Here is a 15,604-nt window from a genome sequence, read left to right on the forward strand (position 1 = left end):
CGTGACCCTCACCAGCAAGCAGGAGTCCGTGCCCGCCTCCTCCGGCACCCCGACCGTCGTCCGGGTGCGCAACGCCTCCAAGCGCTTCGTCATCCGCAAGGACAAGTCGTTCAAGGAGCGGATCGTCAACTTCGGCCGCGGGCGCAAGCACCGCGACGAGTTCTGGGCACTCCGCGACGTCGACCTCGAGATCCCACTGGGCTCGACCGTCGGCCTCATCGGCGCGAACGGATCGGGCAAGAGCACGCTCCTCAAGCTCATCGGCGGCATCGTGCAGCCGACGACCGGCACCGTGGAGCGCCGCGGACGCCTCGCCGCGCTCCTCGAGCTCGGAGCGGGCTTCCACCCCGACCTCACCGGGCGCGAGAACGTCTACCTCAACGGCGCGATCCTCGGACTCTCGCGCAGCGAGCTGGACAGCAAGTTCGACTCGATCGTCGACTTCTCCGAGATCGCCGAGTTCATCGACACCCAGGTCAAGTTCTACTCGTCGGGCATGTACGTGCGGCTCGCCTTCGCTATCGCGATCCACACCGATCCCGACCTGCTGCTGGTCGACGAGGTGCTCGCCGTCGGCGACGAGCCGTTCCAGCGCAAGTGCATGGACCGCATCCGCGCCTTCCAGCGCGCGGGGAAGACCATCGTGCTGGTCACCCACTCGCTCGAGCAGGTCGGCGAGCTCTGCGACCGCACCATCGTCCTCGAGAAGGGCACCGTCGTCTTCGACGGCGAGACCTCCGAGGGACTCCAGGTCCTCCGCGAGAGCTTCGAGGACCGTCGGGCCGCCCGCCAGGAGCGCGAGGCCGAGGCCGCCGAGGCCGCGGACGAGCCCGCCCCCCAGCTCATCGAGATCCTGGGCTGCCGACTGCGCGGCGGATCGATCGAGCACGGCGGCACGGTCGTCCGCAGCGGCGAGACCCTCGAGTTCGACGTCACGGTGCGCACCAGCCGCCCGGTCGACGACTGGAACATCGGCATGGGCATCGACACCCCCCTCGGCCAGCGCGTCTTCGGGACGAACACCGAGCGCATCGGCACGCCGCTGAGCGCGGTCGACGGAGAGATGACGGTCACGTTCACCCTCCCCGACCTGCACCTCGGCGCCGGCAACTACGCCGTGCACGCCTCCTCGGCCACCTTCTCGCAGGGCGAGACCATGCGGATCCCGGTCGCCGCGACCTTCACGGTCGAGCGGGCCTCCGTGCACGACGGCGTCGTCGACATCGACTCCACCGTCCGCCTCAGCAGGCCGTGACCGCGCGGCGCCGCCGCCTCCTGGTCGACGCGACCGCCCTCGCGGCGCCGCGCCTGACCGGGGTCGGCCGCGTCCTGCTCGGCCTGCTGCACGCCCTGGACACCGACGCGACCGCCGCAGACGTCGAGGTGCTCCTCGTCGTGCCGGCGAGCGAGGCCGGCTCGCTCGAGCGCTTCGGCTTCCGTACGCTGCGCGTCCGACCGGTGCCGCTGCCCCGGCCGGTGTGGAGCGCACTGACCCGACTGCCCGCGCCGGGGATCGACCTCCTGCTCGGCCGTGGCGCCTACTTCTTCCCGAACTTCCGGAGCTGGCCGCTCGCCCGCTCCCGCTCGCTCACCTTCGTGCACGACGTCTGCTTCGCTGTGATGCCCGAGCTCGTTCCTCGCGAGCGCCGAGAGCTGCTGTCGCGGTCGGTGCCCCGGTGGATCCGGCGCAGCGATCTGGTCCTGACCGGCACCCCGTCGTCCGCAGCCGAGGTCGAGAGCGCTCTGGGCGTCGCTCTCGAGCGCGTCCGCGTGCTGCCGACCACGATCGACGCCGACCTCTTCCATGCCCGTGGGGAGGAGGAGGTGGCGCGGGTCCGCGCGCAGCACGGGCTCGGGTCCTACCTGCTCTTCGTCGGATCGATCGAGCGCCGCAAGAACCTCGTCACCCTGGTGGACGCGTACCGGCAGGCCGAGCGGCCGGAGAACCACACCCTGCTCCTGGTGGGCGGGGACGGCTGGGACAACGAGGACGTCCACTCCGCCGTCGCCCGCGCGGTGGCCGCAGGAGCCGACGTGCGCTTCGCCTCCTCCTACGTCGCCGACGAGGATCTGCCGGCCCTGCTCACGGGGGCCGACGCCGTCGCCATGCCCTCCTGGCACGAGGGCTTCGGCCTGCCCGCCCTCGAGGCCGTCGCCTGCGGCACTCCGGTGCTCGCGGCAGACATCCCCGGCCTCCGCGACGCGCTCGCCGGGCGGGAGTCCACCGCCGTCTTCATCGACCCGGCGGACCGCACCGGGTGGTCGGCCGCGATCGGAGAGGCGCTGCGCCGTCCCCGGCGACTCGCACCGGAGCCCATCCCGGGGTGGGACCGCACCGCCCGGCGCCTGCTCGAGCTGGCCTTCGACGACCGCTGATCAGCGCCGGGTCGTGAACAGCAGCCAGCGCCCGGAGACGGAGGCGACCTCGGGCTCGACGTCCCCCGTCGCCGCCTCGACGTAGGCCCGCCAGCCGTCGGGGTCGTCGGTGTAGCCGGCGGTGTCCACGTAGACGGCGCAGGCGCCGCTGCCCGCCACGGCGTCGGCGAACTCCGCGGGGTCGTCGACGTCGCCCCAGACGTCCCAGCCGTAGGTGCCCTCCACCGCCCCGTAGCTCCAGCGGAGGCGTCCCTCCTCGGTCGCGAGGTAGGGCAGCGCCTCGTCGTAGTCGGAGAGCGCTCCGATCCGCCCGCTGTCGGGGAAGCTCTTCAGGGGGAGCTCCACTACTCCGCAGCCGTCGTCCAGCTGCGCGTCGGCCTCCGACACGAACGAGCGCATCTCGGAGTCGTCGGTCGGAGCGATCGGCACCGCGGCCGATACTCCGGCCAGCTGATCGATGACGGCGACGGCGGCGAGCAGCGCCGCCACGAGGATCCGGACACCGCCACGGGCCGTGATCCGATCGAGCAGGAGCGCGAGCACGCCGAGGACGAGGACCGCGATGACGATCGACATCCGCGCCCACGCACGGATCGTCGGCCCCGCCACCAGCGAGACCACGACGCCCAGGCCCGTCACCGTGTAGAAGAGGAGCGCGGCCAGTGTCGCCACGGCGAGGACGCGCACGCGGGCGTCCGAGAAGAACCGGCCGACCGCGGTCGCACGGAGCGCCCGTCCGCCGCCGAGCGCGGAGATCGGGAGCGCCACGAGCGTGATCAGGAGCGCGACGCTGGCGAGGATCGAGAACCCGGGCGGCTCCGTCGTCGGCGCCACGCCGGACTGGCCCGCGTAGGTGTTGAGCAGGCCGTACCCCTGCGGCAGCCCGGTCCCCGACCAGGGCAGGCCCAGCAGCACGAGCTTGCCGGCGTAGGCCTCCGACTCCCCCACGGTCCGCGACGTGAAGTACGGGCTGTAGCGCTCCCCGAAGTCGAGCGAGAGCAGCAGCAGCGAGAGCCCGACGAACACGCCGAGCGCGAGGATCGGCACCGACGAGACCGCGAGCACGCGCAGCCGCTCGCGGGAGAGGAGCCCGGCGGCCGTGCTCACCGCCCAGGTCGCTCCGAGGACCAGGACCGCGAAGACGTAGTAGTAGCCGCCCGTGCTCGCCACCAGGAGCCCGAGCACGACTCCCGGGACGACGGAGCGCAGTACGCGGCTCCTCCGCGTCGCGCCCCGCTCGGCCCAGGCTCGGAGAGGATCGGTGCGCGGTCCGGCGACCATCAGCACCATCACGCCCAGGAGCGGGATCGCCCAGTAGTTGGCGAGGAACGCGTGGCCGAATCCGATCCGGAGGAAGTGGTACGGCAGCAGCGACAGCAGGACCGCGGAGAACGCCGCGACCCAGGGCCGCGTGCGGAGGGCGCGGAAGAACACGTAGCCGGTGACGGCGACCGTCGCGAACGTGCCCAGGTAGAAGACGTTCAGGAGCGTCGTCCCGTCGCGCACCACGAGGGCCAGGACCGACACGGCGAGGGCGGAGGCGACGTCGAACTGCGCGCTGAAGAAGGCGTTGAACCCGTCGGGGAAGCCGAGCGCCGCGTTGCCGTCGAACGGGAACGCCTGCGTGGCGCTGGTGAAGAGCGTGTAGTGCAGGATCTGGTCGTCGCCGCCCACGGTCCAGCGGCCCGTCAGGTCCTGCGGCCCGATCCCGAGCGCGAGCACGGCGGCGACGACCGAGACGAGGGCGGCGACGAGGGCCCATCCGAGCTCGACGAGCGTCCGGCGCCGCCGACTCGCCGTCCGCGGGCCGCGCACGTCAGTAGCCGCGCTCACGGCGCTGCTCCTCCACGCTGGTCTGGACGATCCGGTTCAGCTCGGTCTCGCCGTCGGTGCCCGCGTAGTCGTAGATGTCGAACCCCCCGCAGGCGACGATATCGGAGGGAGCGCCGAGCGTCCCGCGCGCGAGCCCCGCCCAGTCGGGCGAGCGGTCGGCCAGGACGAAGCTGTACTGCCGGTCGCGGTAGTCGCTCAGGTTGTTCATCCACAGCTGCACCGTGAAGTCGAAGTTGACCTGCTGGACGTGCAGCGAGGCCGGTCCGTAGAGGTCCAGCGGCCGCGTGGACCAGAACGAGCCGACGCCCGCGAGCTCGCGGCCGTCGATCCAGCGCTCCAGGCAGTCGGCGTCCGGGTCCGATCGCGCCTCGGCCGCCGCGGAGGCGACCGCCGTTGTGGCCGGCACGGCGGCGACGACGAGGCCTGCGGCGGCCAGCGGAGCGACGACGCGGACGACCGGCGCCAGCCGCGCGCCCGCAGCACGCCGGTGCGCCGCCGCGGCGCCGATCAGGGCGATCACGACCACGGTCGCGGTCACCGGGATCGGCATCAGGTAGCGGCTGACCGAGCTGCCGGTGAAGACCTGCACCACCAGGAGCACCGCCGTCTGCGCCGGCAGGAACGCGCACACCGCGAAGCGCGCACGGGCCGCCTCGTCGAGGGCGGCTCCCCGCGCCAGTCGGGCGGCACCGGCCACGACGACGGCGAGGGCCGCCAGCAGCAGCAGACCCAGCAGCGCCACCTCGAGCTTGCCGATCAGCGGCGCCTTCAGCACCAGGAACTGCACGATCAGGTCGTCCAGTGCCGTCCCGGCGAGCGGCAGCCGGAGGTACCCGCCGGCGTCGGTCCCGATCAGGAAGCCGAGCGGGACCCGCAGCGCGGCTCCGAGCGCGGCGGCCCCGAGGACCGTGCCCGCGACGATCATCACCGCTCGGGGAGCAGCGAGAGCGAGCACCAGCAGCACGACGAGGACCACCAGCAGGGGGCCGACGAACTGCACCAGGAGGAGCGGATCGGAGAGGGTCGTCGCGGCGACGGCCGCCCCGACCAGGAGCAGCGGACGCGCGGCCGGACGGCGCTCGCGCAGTGCGCCCAGAGCGACGGCGAGCCCGGCGAGGCCTGTGAGCACCGCGCCGTAGTAGTAGGTCGTGAGGAGGAAGGTGGTCGCCAGGGCCCCCTCGTTGTTGAGCGCGCGGCCCTCCGTCAAGCAGAGCACCAGCAGCACGGCGATGCCGGCGAGCGCGGCCGCGGGCCGCAGCCGGCGGTGCCGGTCCGCGACGAGCCGTCGCGCGAGCATCCGGAGCACGCCGTAGAGGAGGACGACGTTGAGCACGGCATTGACCGCGAGCGCCGCCGCGGGATCGCCACCGGTCAGCAGCCACGCGACGCCGAAGACGGGGAGCTCGGGGAAGAGGAAGAGCTGGCTCGTCATCACCCACGCCGCCGGGCGGCCCTCGGCGAAGGACTGCAGGATCAGCGGCAGCGCCAGCGAGTCGCCGTCGCGGAAGAGCAGCGGCCGCCACGGCGTGCCGACCATGAATACGATCACGAGCAGGGTCCCGCTGACGACGACGGCGAGGGCGGCGAGCTCGAGGAGGGCCCTCCGGGTCCGAGGGGATCCCGTCGGACCCGCCGTCACCGGTGCTTCCCGCCGAACCGGATGGCCAGGACGAGCAGGAGGTTCTTCAGGAGGGTGTCGCTCGGGATCTTGGAGTTGCCGACCGTGCGGTCGAGGAAGACGATCGGGATCTCCTTCACTCCGCGGGCCCGGCGCAGCGCCCGGTACTTGAGCACGATCTGGAAGCCGTAGCCGGCTGCGCGGATCGTCTCGAGGTGGAGGGTGCGCAGGAGGTCCGCGCTGAAGAGGTTGAAGCCGCCGGTCCAGTCGGTGATCTTCGAGCCGAGGAAGAGGCGCGTGTAAAGGTTGCCGCCACCGCTCAGCAGCTTGCGGTCGAGCGTCCAGTCGGGAGTGCCCCCGCCCGCGATGTAGCGGGAGGCGACCACGAAGTCGGCGCCCGCGCGCACCTCGCGGAGGAAGGCGTCGATGTAGTCCGGGTCGTGCGAGAGGTCGGCGTCCATCTGCAGCAGGTAGTCGTAGCGGCGCTCGGCCGCGAGGAGGTGCTGGAAGGCCCAGATGTACGCCGCGCCGAGCCCCTCCTTCTTCTCGCGCGACAGCACGAGGACCTCGAAGGTGTCCGATCCGAGCTCGGCCGCGAGCTCGCGCGCGCGGTCCGCGGTGCCGTCGGGGGAGCTGTCGTCGATGACGGCGACGGTCACGTGGAAGTCGGGGTTGCGGGACGCCGCGAGCGCGACCCGCGGCAGCGCCGTCGCGATGTTCGCGACTTCGTTGTAGGTGGGGACGACGACGGCGAGGGAGCGCATGAGGCGGGGAGGATCCGTTCTTCCGGTGCACCGGCTGACCGGTGAGAGCCCTGCGAGTATAACGAGGCGGTGCTCGCGAGCCTCCGAGCGCGCCCCGCGGCCCGCCGCCCCGCCGCCCCGCCCGCGCACTCTCTCAGGAACATGGCACCGGCCGTTCGACCGCCCGGCAGGGGTCCGCGGTTACGATGGACGACAGTGCACGGCGGTTCACCCCTTGTTCGCCTGCCCCGATGGACGCCCGTCGGAGCCCGACGGTCGGGCATCGACGCCAGAGGGGGACGGGAAAGAGCACCGCAGATGAAGAGACTCCTCGAATCGCAGAAGGTCCGCTTCCTCATCGCGGGCTGCACCAACACGGCGATCGACTTCCTCATCCTCAACACGCTCGTGCTCCTGCTCGGTCTGCCGACCCTCGTCGCCAACGTCTTCTCCGTCCTGGTCGGCATCACGATCTCGTACGCGCTGAACCACTTCTTCGTCTTCCGCCACCCGGGCAGGGTCTCGGTCGTCACGTTCGCGAAGTTCTTCCTCGTCACCGGGTTCAGCTCGCTGGTCCTGCAGTCGGCGATCATCTACGGCTTCGAGGTCTTCTTCGACACCCGCTTCGGCAACTCGCTGCTCTTCCTCCCCAGCTCCGGCGAGAACGCCTTCCTCGCGATCAACATCGCCAAGGCCGTCGCCGTCCTCGTGGGACTGGTGTGGAACTTCTGCATGTACAAGTTCGTCGTCTTCCGCCGTCCGGCGCACGATGCGCTGCCCGCGATCGAGACGGTCTCCCCCGCCGCCGTGGCCGTCAGCACCGAGCCCGTCGACATCGTCCGCTGAGGGCCGCAGGCTCCCGGGCCCCGCTCGAGCCGCGTGCTAGCCTCGTCGAGTTCTTCCGACGGGGCACTCCTCCCGTCGACGCCGCACCACCCGGAGGCTCCCATCGCCCGCTCGACGTTGCCCATCGCGGTCGTCGTCGTCACCCACTTCTCGGGTGAGGTCCTCCGCGCGTGCCTCGAGTCCGTGCCGGAGGCGACGGAGCACGACGTGCGCATCGTGGTGGTCGACAACCTGACCACGGACGACTCCGTCCGCAGCGTCGTCGAGCGCCTGCCCCACGTCGAGTTCCACGAGACCGGGCAGAACCTCGGCTACGGCCGGGCCGTCAACTACGCGGTCGACCGCCTCGGGCCCGAAGTGGAGTGGATCCTGGTGACCAACCCGGACACGGTCTTCCTCCCCGGCTCGATCGACGCCCTCTACGCCGCCGCGACGGCGGACGACCGGATCGGCTCGATCGGGCCGCGGATCCTCGACTCCGACGGCACGATCTACCCCTCCGCCCGCGCTCTGCCCTCGCTCGGCACGGGCGTCGGGCACGCCGTCTTCGCCCACGTCTGGCCCGGCAACCCGTGGTCGGCGACCTACCGGCGCTCGCGCGCGGTCGAGACCCTCCGCCACGGCCGGATGGAGGCGGGCTGGCTCTCCGGCGCCTGCGTGATGGTGCGCCGCACGGCCTTCGAGGAGATCGGCGGGTTCGACGACCGCTACTTCATGTACTTCGAGGACGTCCAGCTGGGCGACTCGCTCGGACAGCGCGGCTGGACCAACGTCTACCTCGCCGACGCGGTCGTCTCCCACCTCGGCGGGCACTCCACCCGCCTGGCCTCGGCGCGGATGCTCGCGGTCCACCACCGCAGCGCCTACCTCTACCTCGCGCAGAAGTACGGGGCCTGGTACCAGGCGCCGATCCGTGCGGCGGTGCGCGCCGGGCTGGGCGCCCGAGTCGCGCTGATGCGCCTGCGCTCGAAGAGCTGATCCGCTCCGATCGGGCGGGCCGCCTGGCCGGCGCCGGGCGGCCCGTCCGCCGGATCGGCGGTCAGGACGCGGAGTCGAGCTCCGTGTAGAAGGCCCGCGCCTCGTCCCAGGTCGGCAGCAGGCCCTGCGCCTCGGCCTCGGCCAGCGTCGGTGCGTCGGTGTCCTTCGGTGAGAGGAGCAGCTCGCCGGCCTCCTCCGGGAAGCGCAGGCCGATCTGCTCGTCGAGCGGGTCGATCCCCTTCTCCCGCACCGGGTCGAAGGTGGCGTTCACGAGGTACGAGACCACGGCGCCCTCGGTCAGCGCCACGAAGGCGTGCGCGACGCCCTCGGCGATGTAGACGGAGCGGCGGTCGACGTCGTCGAGCAGGATCGACTCCCAGCGCCCGAAGGTCGGCGACCCGACGCGCACGTCGATCACGTAGTCGAGGACCGCGCCGGAGAAGCACGAGACGTACTTGGCCTGCGACGGCGGGATCTGCGCGAAGTGGATGCCGCGGACGGTGCCGCGCCGCGAGACGGAGGTGTTGCCCTGCCGCAGCGAGAGCGGGTGCCCGACCTTCTCGGCCAGGCGGTCGAAGCGGTAGAACTCGTAGAAGACCCCGCGATCGTCGGGGAACTGGCGCGGAGTCACTTCGTAGACGTCGGGGATGTCGAGCTCTCGGATCTGCACGGTCGCCAGTGTAACGACGGCGTGTCACGGGCCCGCGACGCCCCTCTGCGCCACCCGGCGGCGTACCGGAGCGCCGACCGTCGGCCGACGGACCGCTCGGGCATGATGAGGAGGTGACCTTCCTCCTCACGGGCGCCTCCGGCATGCTCGGCACCGACCTGCGCGCGGCCCTCGGCTCCCGCCCCAGCACCGCCCTCGGCCGCTCCGACCTCGACGTGACCGACCTCGACGCCGTGCGCGCCGCCGTCGCGGGACACGACGCCGTGGTGAACTGCGCCGCGTACACCCGCGTCGACGACGCCGAGACCGACGAGGAGGAGGCGCACCGCGTCAACGCCGTCGGAGCGCGCAACCTCGCCCTCGCCACCGCCGAGACGGGAGCCGCACTCGTGCAGGTCTCCACCGACTACGTCTTCGACGGCTCCGCGACGACCCCGTACTCGGAGGACCACCCCCGGAATCCGATCTCGGCCTACGGCCGCACGAAGGCCGAGGGCGAGCGCCTGGTGCTCGAGGCCAACCCGGAGCGCGGCTACGTCGTCCGCACGGCCTGGCTCTACGGCGAGCACGGCGGCAACTTCGCGAAGACGATGGTGCGACTGGCGGGCGTGCACGAGACGCTGACCGTCGTCGACGACCAGCACGGCCAGCCCACCTGGACCGCCGACCTCGCCGCGCGCCTGATCGAGCTGGTCGACGCGGAGGCCCCGGCCGGCGTCTACCACGGCACCAGCTCCGGCGAGACGACCTGGCTCGGCTTCGCCCGTGCCGTCTTCGCCAAGGCGGGCCTGGATCCCGAGCGCCTGCGCCCGACCGACAGCGGCTCGTTCGTCCGCCCCGCTCCGCGTCCGGCCTACTCGGTCCTCGGCCATGACGGCTGGAGCCGGGCGGGCCTGCCGCCGCTGCGCTCCTGGCAGGACGCCCTCGCCGCCGCACCCCTCGAGGCGGTGACCCCGTGACCACCACCCTCCGCGTCGTCGTCGACCAGATGCTCGCCCGCGTGCCCGGCGGCATCGGCCGCTACACCGAGGAGCTCACCCGCGAGCTGATCGCGACGGCTCCCCGCGACTGCGAGGTGGAGGCCGTCGTCTCCGCCCACCCGCCCGAGAAGGAGGAGGAGCTGCGCCTGCGCCTGCCCGGCCTCGCGCGCATCCACCGGCTGCCGCTCGGGCGCCGCGAGCTCTCGCGCGCCTGGCAGTACGGGATCGCCATCCCGGCCGGCGGCGGCATGATCCACGCCCCGAGCCTCTTCGCCCCGTTGCGCAGCCACGACGGGAGCGAGGGCGAGCAGATCGCCGTCACGATCCACGACACGGTGCCGTGGACGCATCCCGAGACCCTCACCCCGCACGGCGCGAAATGGCACCGGGCGATGGCCAAGCGCGCCCGCAAGCACGCGGACGCCGTCGTCGTCCCCACCCACGCCGTCGCCCACCAGCTCTCCCAGCTGATGGACTTCGGCGATCGACTGCGCGTGATCGGCGGAGCCGTCGGCTCCGGCCTGGTCGTCCCGGAGGACGCCGACGAGCGCGCCACGGCGCTGGGCCTCCCCCCGGAGTACGTGCTGAGCGTCGGCACGCTGGAGCCGCGCAAGGGCCTGGTCTCGCTGATCGCGGCCTTCGGAGGAGCGTCCGCGCCGGCGATCCCGCTGCTCCTGGTCGGCCCGACCGGCTGGGGCGACCTCGACGTGGCCTCCGTCGCCGACGAGCAGGGCCTCGACGAGACGCGCGTGCGCGCCCTGGGAGTCCTCAGCGATGCCGACCTCGCCGTCGTCCTCTCCCGGGCCACCCTCTTCGTCTACCCGAGCATCGCCGAGGGCTTCGGCCTGCCCGTGCTCGAGGCGATGCACTTCGGAGTGCCGGTGGTGCACTCCGACGACCCCGCGCTGATGGAGGTCGCCGCGGACGCCGGCGTCGCCGTCGAGCGCGGCGACGCGAAGGACTACCCGGACCGCCTCGCCCTCGCCATGAGCAGCGTGCTCGCCGACACCGGGCTGCGCGAGCGGATGTCGGTGGCCGGCCGCGACCGCTCCCGCGCCTTCAGCTGGCGCGACTCCGCCGAGCGCGTCTGGGCGCTGCACGCCGACCTCTGAGGCGTGCGGCACCCGGCCGTCTACGGCGCGGAGTCGCCCGACAGTCCGGCGCTCACCAGCGAGTGCACGACGTCGTAGTCCGGATCCTCCGGGTCGACGGCCGGCGGGACCAGCTCGATCGGGTCCACCGGCTGCGACTTCGTCTTGAGCCCCAGCTGGACGAAGTAGCCGAGCATCCCCTGCGGGACGTCCGTCTTGATGACCTGGGACCCGGCGGACGCCACGTCCTGGAACTTGGCGAGGACGTTGCCCGGCTCGAACTGGGCGAGCAGCGCCTCCTGCACCTGCCGCTGGCGCGCCATCCGGTCGTAGTCGCTCGTGGTGTAGCGCGAGCGGGCGTAGGCGAGGGCCTGCTCGCCGTTGAAGTGCCAGTGCCCGGGATCGATCCACTGGTTGACGCCCTGCATCACGCCGTCGGAGTCGGGCAGCCCGCCCAGGGGCAGCGGCTCGTCGGCCACGTAGTCGATGTCGATGCCGCCGAGCGCGTCGATCAGCTGGGCGAAGCCCTCCATGTCGATCAGCGCGTAGTACTGGATCCTCAGGTCGAGGATGCCCTCGACCGCGTCGCGCATCGCCTCGATGCCGGGCTCGCTGCCGTGGTCGACGGCGTCGGGGTAGAGCTCCGGGTGCTTCAGCTCGACCTCGGTGTAGACCGAGTTGAGCTTGCAGACGTCGACGGCGCAGTTGTCGGTGTCGTAGCCGTCGGGGTAGAGCTCGTGCATCGGGCTGGTCTCGGGGAACGGGAAGTCGACGAACTCGCGCGAGACGCCGATGATCGAGGCCTTGCCGCTCGACGCGTCGATGCTGACCACCGAGATGCTGTCGGGGCGCAGACCGTCGCGGTCCTCTCCCGCGTCGCCGCCGAGGAGCATCACGTTGTAGCGGCCGTCGATCGGCTGCTCGATCGCTCCGCCGCCGAAGATCGACGACAGCGTCCCCCGTGTCACGCCGAGCAGGTAGGTGCCGTAGGCGGTGGTGCCGACCGAGATCGCCATCAGCGCGATCGTCGCGAACGCGAGCACGCCGCGCATCCGCGGGCGCACCCGGACGACGCGGATCAGGCGGAGGGTGTCGAGCGTCAGCACGGCCCAGACCACCCCGTAGACGACGAGCGCGGCCTGGAGCGCGAGCATCGAGACGTCGAAGGTCGCGAGCGTGTAGAGGCCGGTCGGGAAGACGAAGTAGAGGAGCACCGCGACCAGGAGGGCGACCCAGAGCCCGAGGGTGAAGCCGAGCCCCAGGCGCCCGAGCCGGCGGTTGCCCGCGAGGACCTGAGCGGACCCGGGCACCAGCAGGTTGACGATCAGCAACCACCACGCCCGCCGCGTCATGAAGGCGCGGGAGGCGACGTCCGGGTGCCGCAGCGGCAGGGCGACGGCCGTCACAGGCCCGCCACCAGGGCGTCGTTCTTCGCGGCGACCTGCACCTCGAGGTCGGCGGCGAAGGCGTCGAGCGCTGCGGAGAGGGCGTCGTCCGCGGTCGCGAGGATCTTCACCGCGAGCAGTCCGGCGTTCCGCGCTCCGCCGATGGAGACGGTGGCGACGGGGACGCCCGCGGGCATCTGCACGATCGAGAGGAGGGAGTCGAGCCCGTCGAGTCGGGCGAGCGGGACCGGCACTCCGACGACGGGGAGCGAGGTCACGGCGGCGAGCATGCCGGGGAGGTGGGCGGCTCCGCCCGCTCCGGCGATGACGACCTTCAGGCCGCGGCCGCGGGCCTCGCGGCCGTACGCGATCATCGCCTCCGGGGTGCGGTGCGCGGAGACGACCCGGACCTCGTGCGCCACGCCGAACTCGGCGAGGACGGTGGACGCCGCCTGCATGACGGACCAGTCCGAGTCCGACCCCATCACGACGCCGACGAGCGGCGCGGGCCCGTTCACGAGCGCGTCCGCGCTCACGAGAGGGCTCCGGCAGGGGTCGGGGAGGTCGGCAGGCTCGTCACGGCGACCATCGTACGGGTCAGTCCGTGAGAACGGCCGCCGCCGCGCGAGCCTCGTAGACCACGAGGTCGAGGTCGTCGCCGCCGGCGTTCACGTGCCCGACCTTGCGGCCCGGTCGCGGCTCCTTGCCGTAGTTGTGCACCTTCACACCCGGGTGATCGGCGAGCACCCGCGGGTAGCGGTCGGTCAGCGACTCCCCCACCGGGCCGCCGAGCACGTTGACCATCACGGTCCACGGATCGCGGCAGCCCGTCGCGCCGAGCGGCAGGTCGAGGACCGCGCGCAGGTGCTGCTCGAACTGCGACGTGGTCGATCCGTCCATCGTCCAGTGGCCGCTGTTGTGCGGGCGCATGGCCAGCTCGTTGACCAGGATCCGGTCGTCCGTCGTCTCGAACAGCTCGACGGCCAGGACGCCGGTGACCCCGAGGCTGTCGGCGATCGTCTGCGCGATCTCGGCCGCGGCTGATGCGAGCCGGCCGGCGGACGCGGGGGCCGGAGCGATCACCTCGGCGCAGACGCCGTCGCGCTGCACCGACTCCACCACCGGCCAGAGGATGCTCTCGCCGGAGGGGCGCCGGGCGATGAGCTGCGCGAGCTCGCGGCGGAAGCCCACCAGCTCCTCGACCAGGAGCGAGCCGCCCCGGCCGTCCTCGGCGAGGGCGGTGAACCAGTCGTCCGCCTCGTGGGCGCCGCGCACCACGCGCACGCCCTTGCCGTCGTAGCCGCCGCGCGCGGTCTTCACCACGGCGCTGCCGCCGTGCTCGGCCAGGAACTCCCCCAGCTCCTCGGCGGAGGAGACCTGGGCCCACTCGGGCACGGGCACGCCGAGCTCGGTCAGGCGGCGCCGCATCATCAGCTTGTCCTGGGCGAACATCAGGGCGTCGGGGCCGGGGTGCACGGCGACGCCGCGGGCGATGAGCTCGCGGAGGATCGGCTGGGGAACGTGCTCGTGGTCGAACGTCACCACGTCCACGGTCTCGGCGAAGGCGAGCACGGTCGCCTCGTCGCGGTAGTCGCCGACCCGTGTCGCGGCGAGCCCCGCCGGGGCGCCCTCGCTCTCGGCGAGCACGGCGATCTCGATGCCGAGCTCCACCGCCGCGGGGATCATCATCCGGGCGAGCTGGCCGCCCCCGATCACGCCGACGCGCATGGCGCTCCTCCGTCTCCGCCCGCTGGCGCGGGGCGGCTCCATGCTACCGAGGCCCCGACGCGCTCACGCGGGCGGCGGCCACTCCGGCTCGAGAGCGGGAGCCGCGCCGATCGCCTCCCGCAGCAGGTCGGCCGTGAGCTCCGGATCCGGCAGGTCCCGCAGCACGAACACCTCGGCTCCCGCCTGCAGGATCCGGACGTCCCCGCACCGGGCGAGGCGCTGGCCGAGGGAGCGCTCGACCACGACCTCCATCCTCCGATCGAAGACCACCTCGGCCCGCCGGATCGACGCCACGCCCCGGCGCGCGCTGAGGCCGGAGGCGGTGACGCGGTAGCGCACGCTCGCCCAGCCCGCGATCCCGGGAGCGCAGAGGAGCAGCACCAGAAGTGCGGTGCCGAGCCCGATGATCCAGCGCTGCAGGGCGAGCTCGAACTGCGCGGCGAAGTAGAAGCCCGTCCAGGTGAGCAGGAGGAGGCCGACGACCGGTGCGACCGCCCGGCGGGCGCGCGGGGTCAGCCGCGCCAGCTCGCGGTCGGCGGGGTCGGTCCTGGCCATCAGGAGCGCAGGTGCGTGACGTCGCCGGCCGTGAACGAGCGCAGCGCGCCGCCCTGCTCGAGCAGGAGCGAGCCGTCCGGGGCGAGTGCGGCGGCGGTCCCCTCCTCCTGCGTGCCGTCGGGCAGCTCGAGCCGGACGCGCGTGCCGAGGGTGCCGCAGGAGGCGCGGACGGCGGCGGCCGCTCCGGAGGCCTCGGCGTCGCCCTGGGCGAGCAGCGGAGCCAGCAGCCCCTGGAATCCGGTCAGGAACGCGGCGAGCACCTCGTCGGCGCTCGTCGTCCGTGCTCCGGCGAGGGCGAGCGAGGTGGCGGTCGGGACCGGCAGCTCCGCCTCCGTCAGCAGCAGGTTCACGCCGGTGCCGACGACGACCCGCCCGTCCGGCAGGCGCTCGGCGAGGATCCCCGCGACCTTCCGGCCGTCGATCAGGACGTCGTTGGGCCACTTGACGGCGACATCCCCGTCGACGAGGGGTGCGAGGGCCCGGGCGAGAGCGGCGCCGGCCACGAGCGGCAGCCAGCCGGAGGCCTCGGCGCCGAGGGCGGAGGCGTCGACCAGCGTCGAGGCCGCGAGCGTGCGGCCCGCGGGCGCCTGCCAGACGCGCCCCAGCCGGCCGCGCCCGGCGCGCTGGTCGCCGGTGGCGACGACGGAGAGGTGCGGCCACGCGGCGGGGTCGGCGGCCGCCCGCTCGCGGAGCTCGTCGTTCGTCGACCCCGCCGACTCGAGCGCGAGGACGCGGGGGGAGACGGCGGAGGAGAGCGGGAGGAGCATGCCGCCACGGTAGCGGCGGCTCCCGCGAGGCCGC

Annotated in this window: 15 protein-coding genes; 6 read left to right on the plus strand and 9 right to left on the minus strand. The window is 72.9% G+C overall.

The window, feature by feature from the left end:
• Position 1: 1 nt before the first annotated feature.
• Together C5C37_RS08075 and C5C37_RS08080 are read left to right on the plus strand one after the other, a co-directional pair.
• Complete coding sequence (locus tag C5C37_RS08075; RefSeq protein ID WP_244229465.1) at positions 2-1,255, plus strand: ABC transporter ATP-binding protein; 1,254 nt, start codon at positions 2-4, stop codon at positions 1,253-1,255.
• A complete protein-coding gene (locus C5C37_RS08080; protein WP_104260497.1) occupies positions 1,252-2,376 on the plus strand; it encodes a glycosyltransferase family 1 protein in 1,125 nt (374 codons plus the stop codon). The genes C5C37_RS08075 and C5C37_RS08080 overlap by 4 nt, the downstream gene beginning before the upstream one ends.
• Here C5C37_RS08080 and C5C37_RS08085 read toward each other — a convergent pair whose 3' ends face one another.
• Genes C5C37_RS08085 through C5C37_RS08095 form a run of 3 tightly spaced genes read right to left on the minus strand, consistent with a single transcriptional unit; the run spans position 2,377 to position 6,591 of the window.
• The gene (locus C5C37_RS08085) at positions 2,377-4,209 is read right to left on the minus strand and encodes a hypothetical protein (protein ID WP_146085203.1); all 1,833 of its coding nucleotides are present in this window, start codon (positions 4,207-4,209) and stop codon (positions 2,377-2,379) included. It abuts the gene before it with no gap.
• A complete protein-coding gene (locus C5C37_RS08090; RefSeq protein ID WP_104338764.1) occupies positions 4,193-5,848 on the minus strand; it encodes a hypothetical protein in 1,656 nt (551 codons plus the stop codon). The genes C5C37_RS08085 and C5C37_RS08090 overlap by 17 nt, the downstream gene beginning before the upstream one ends.
• Positions 5,845-6,591, minus strand: a complete 747-nt coding sequence (locus tag C5C37_RS08095; protein ID WP_104223157.1) for a polyprenol monophosphomannose synthase — start codon at positions 6,589-6,591, stop codon at positions 5,845-5,847. The genes C5C37_RS08090 and C5C37_RS08095 overlap by 4 nt, the downstream gene beginning before the upstream one ends.
• A gap of 297 nt (positions 6,592-6,888) precedes the next feature.
• Here C5C37_RS08095 and C5C37_RS08100 point away from each other — a divergent pair, with 297 nt between their 5' ends.
• On the plus strand, positions 6,889-7,416 hold the full coding sequence (locus C5C37_RS08100) for a GtrA family protein (RefSeq protein WP_104338765.1): 528 nt from the start codon (positions 6,889-6,891) through the stop codon (positions 7,414-7,416).
• A gap of 117 nt (positions 7,417-7,533) precedes the next feature.
• Complete coding sequence (locus C5C37_RS08105) at positions 7,534-8,394, plus strand: glycosyltransferase family 2 protein (RefSeq protein WP_258061235.1); 861 nt, start codon at positions 7,534-7,536, stop codon at positions 8,392-8,394.
• Positions 8,395-8,455: 61 nt separating this feature from the next.
• Here the strand turns inward: C5C37_RS08105 and C5C37_RS08110 are convergent, their stop codons facing one another.
• Positions 8,456-9,064 (minus strand): dTDP-4-dehydrorhamnose 3,5-epimerase family protein, encoded by a 609-nt coding sequence (locus C5C37_RS08110; RefSeq protein WP_104232821.1) that lies wholly within the window; start codon positions 9,062-9,064, stop codon positions 8,456-8,458.
• 113 nt (positions 9,065-9,177) lie between these two features.
• Between C5C37_RS08110 and rfbD the strand changes: the two genes are divergently transcribed.
• Together rfbD and C5C37_RS08120 are read left to right on the plus strand one after the other, a co-directional pair.
• Positions 9,178-10,023, plus strand: coding sequence for a dTDP-4-dehydrorhamnose reductase (gene rfbD, locus C5C37_RS08115; protein WP_104338766.1), 846 nt, complete (start codon positions 9,178-9,180; stop codon positions 10,021-10,023).
• Positions 10,020-11,156, plus strand: coding sequence for a glycosyltransferase family 1 protein (locus C5C37_RS08120; RefSeq protein WP_244229467.1), 1,137 nt, complete (start codon positions 10,020-10,022; stop codon positions 11,154-11,156). The genes rfbD and C5C37_RS08120 overlap by 4 nt, the downstream gene beginning before the upstream one ends.
• A 20-nt stretch (positions 11,157-11,176) precedes the next feature.
• Here C5C37_RS08120 and C5C37_RS08125 read toward each other — a convergent pair whose 3' ends face one another.
• The 5 genes from C5C37_RS08125 to C5C37_RS08145 form a co-directional block, all read right to left on the minus strand.
• On the minus strand, positions 11,177-12,541 hold the full coding sequence (locus C5C37_RS08125; RefSeq protein WP_258062231.1) for an LCP family protein: 1,365 nt from the start codon (positions 12,539-12,541) through the stop codon (positions 11,177-11,179).
• Positions 12,538-13,005 carry a 5-(carboxyamino)imidazole ribonucleotide mutase gene (gene purE / locus C5C37_RS08130; protein WP_104225651.1) on the minus strand — a complete coding sequence of 156 codons (468 nt, stop codon included), beginning with the start codon at positions 13,003-13,005 and terminating at the stop codon, positions 12,538-12,540. Before purE ends, C5C37_RS08125 begins: the two co-directional genes overlap by 4 nt.
• 112 nt (positions 13,006-13,117) lie before the next feature.
• Entirely contained in the window at positions 13,118-14,248 is a 1,131-nt protein-coding gene (locus tag C5C37_RS08135; protein ID WP_104338767.1) for a 5-(carboxyamino)imidazole ribonucleotide synthase, read from the minus strand.
• 63 nt (positions 14,249-14,311) lie between these two features.
• On the minus strand, positions 14,312-14,803 hold the full coding sequence (locus tag C5C37_RS08140) for a PH domain-containing protein (protein ID WP_104246680.1): 492 nt from the start codon (positions 14,801-14,803) through the stop codon (positions 14,312-14,314).
• The gene (locus C5C37_RS08145; RefSeq protein ID WP_104246681.1) at positions 14,803-15,570 is read right to left on the minus strand and encodes a biotin--[acetyl-CoA-carboxylase] ligase; all 768 of its coding nucleotides are present in this window, start codon (positions 15,568-15,570) and stop codon (positions 14,803-14,805) included. Before C5C37_RS08145 ends, C5C37_RS08140 begins: the two co-directional genes overlap by 1 nt.
• Positions 15,571-15,604: the final 34 nt, after the last annotated feature.

Origin of the sequence: Rathayibacter sp. AY1F9 (assembly GCF_002932155.1) — a bacterium.
GTDB lineage: Bacteria > Actinomycetota > Actinomycetes > Actinomycetales > Microbacteriaceae > Rathayibacter.

Bases quoted from the DNA above. Each gene is read 5' to 3' on its own strand.
- C5C37_RS08140 (WP_104246680.1), bottom strand. From the start codon at position 14,803: ATGGCCAGGACCGACCCCGCCGACCGCGAGCTGGCGCGGCTGACCCCG.
- C5C37_RS08135 (WP_104338767.1), bottom strand. From the start codon at position 14,248: ATGCGCGTCGGCGTGATCGGGGGCGGCCAGCTCGCCCGGATGATGATC.
- C5C37_RS08100 (WP_104338765.1), top strand. From the start codon at position 6,889: ATGAAGAGACTCCTCGAATCGCAGAAGGTCCGCTTCCTCATCGCGGGC.
- purE (WP_104225651.1), bottom strand. From the start codon at position 13,005: ATGGGGTCGGACTCGGACTGGTCCGTCATGCAGGCGGCGTCCACCGTC.
- C5C37_RS08145 (WP_104246681.1), bottom strand. From the start codon at position 15,570: ATGCTCCTCCCGCTCTCCTCCGCCGTCTCCCCCCGCGTCCTCGCGCTC.
- C5C37_RS08095 (WP_104223157.1), bottom strand. From the start codon at position 6,591: ATGCGCTCCCTCGCCGTCGTCGTCCCCACCTACAACGAAGTCGCGAAC.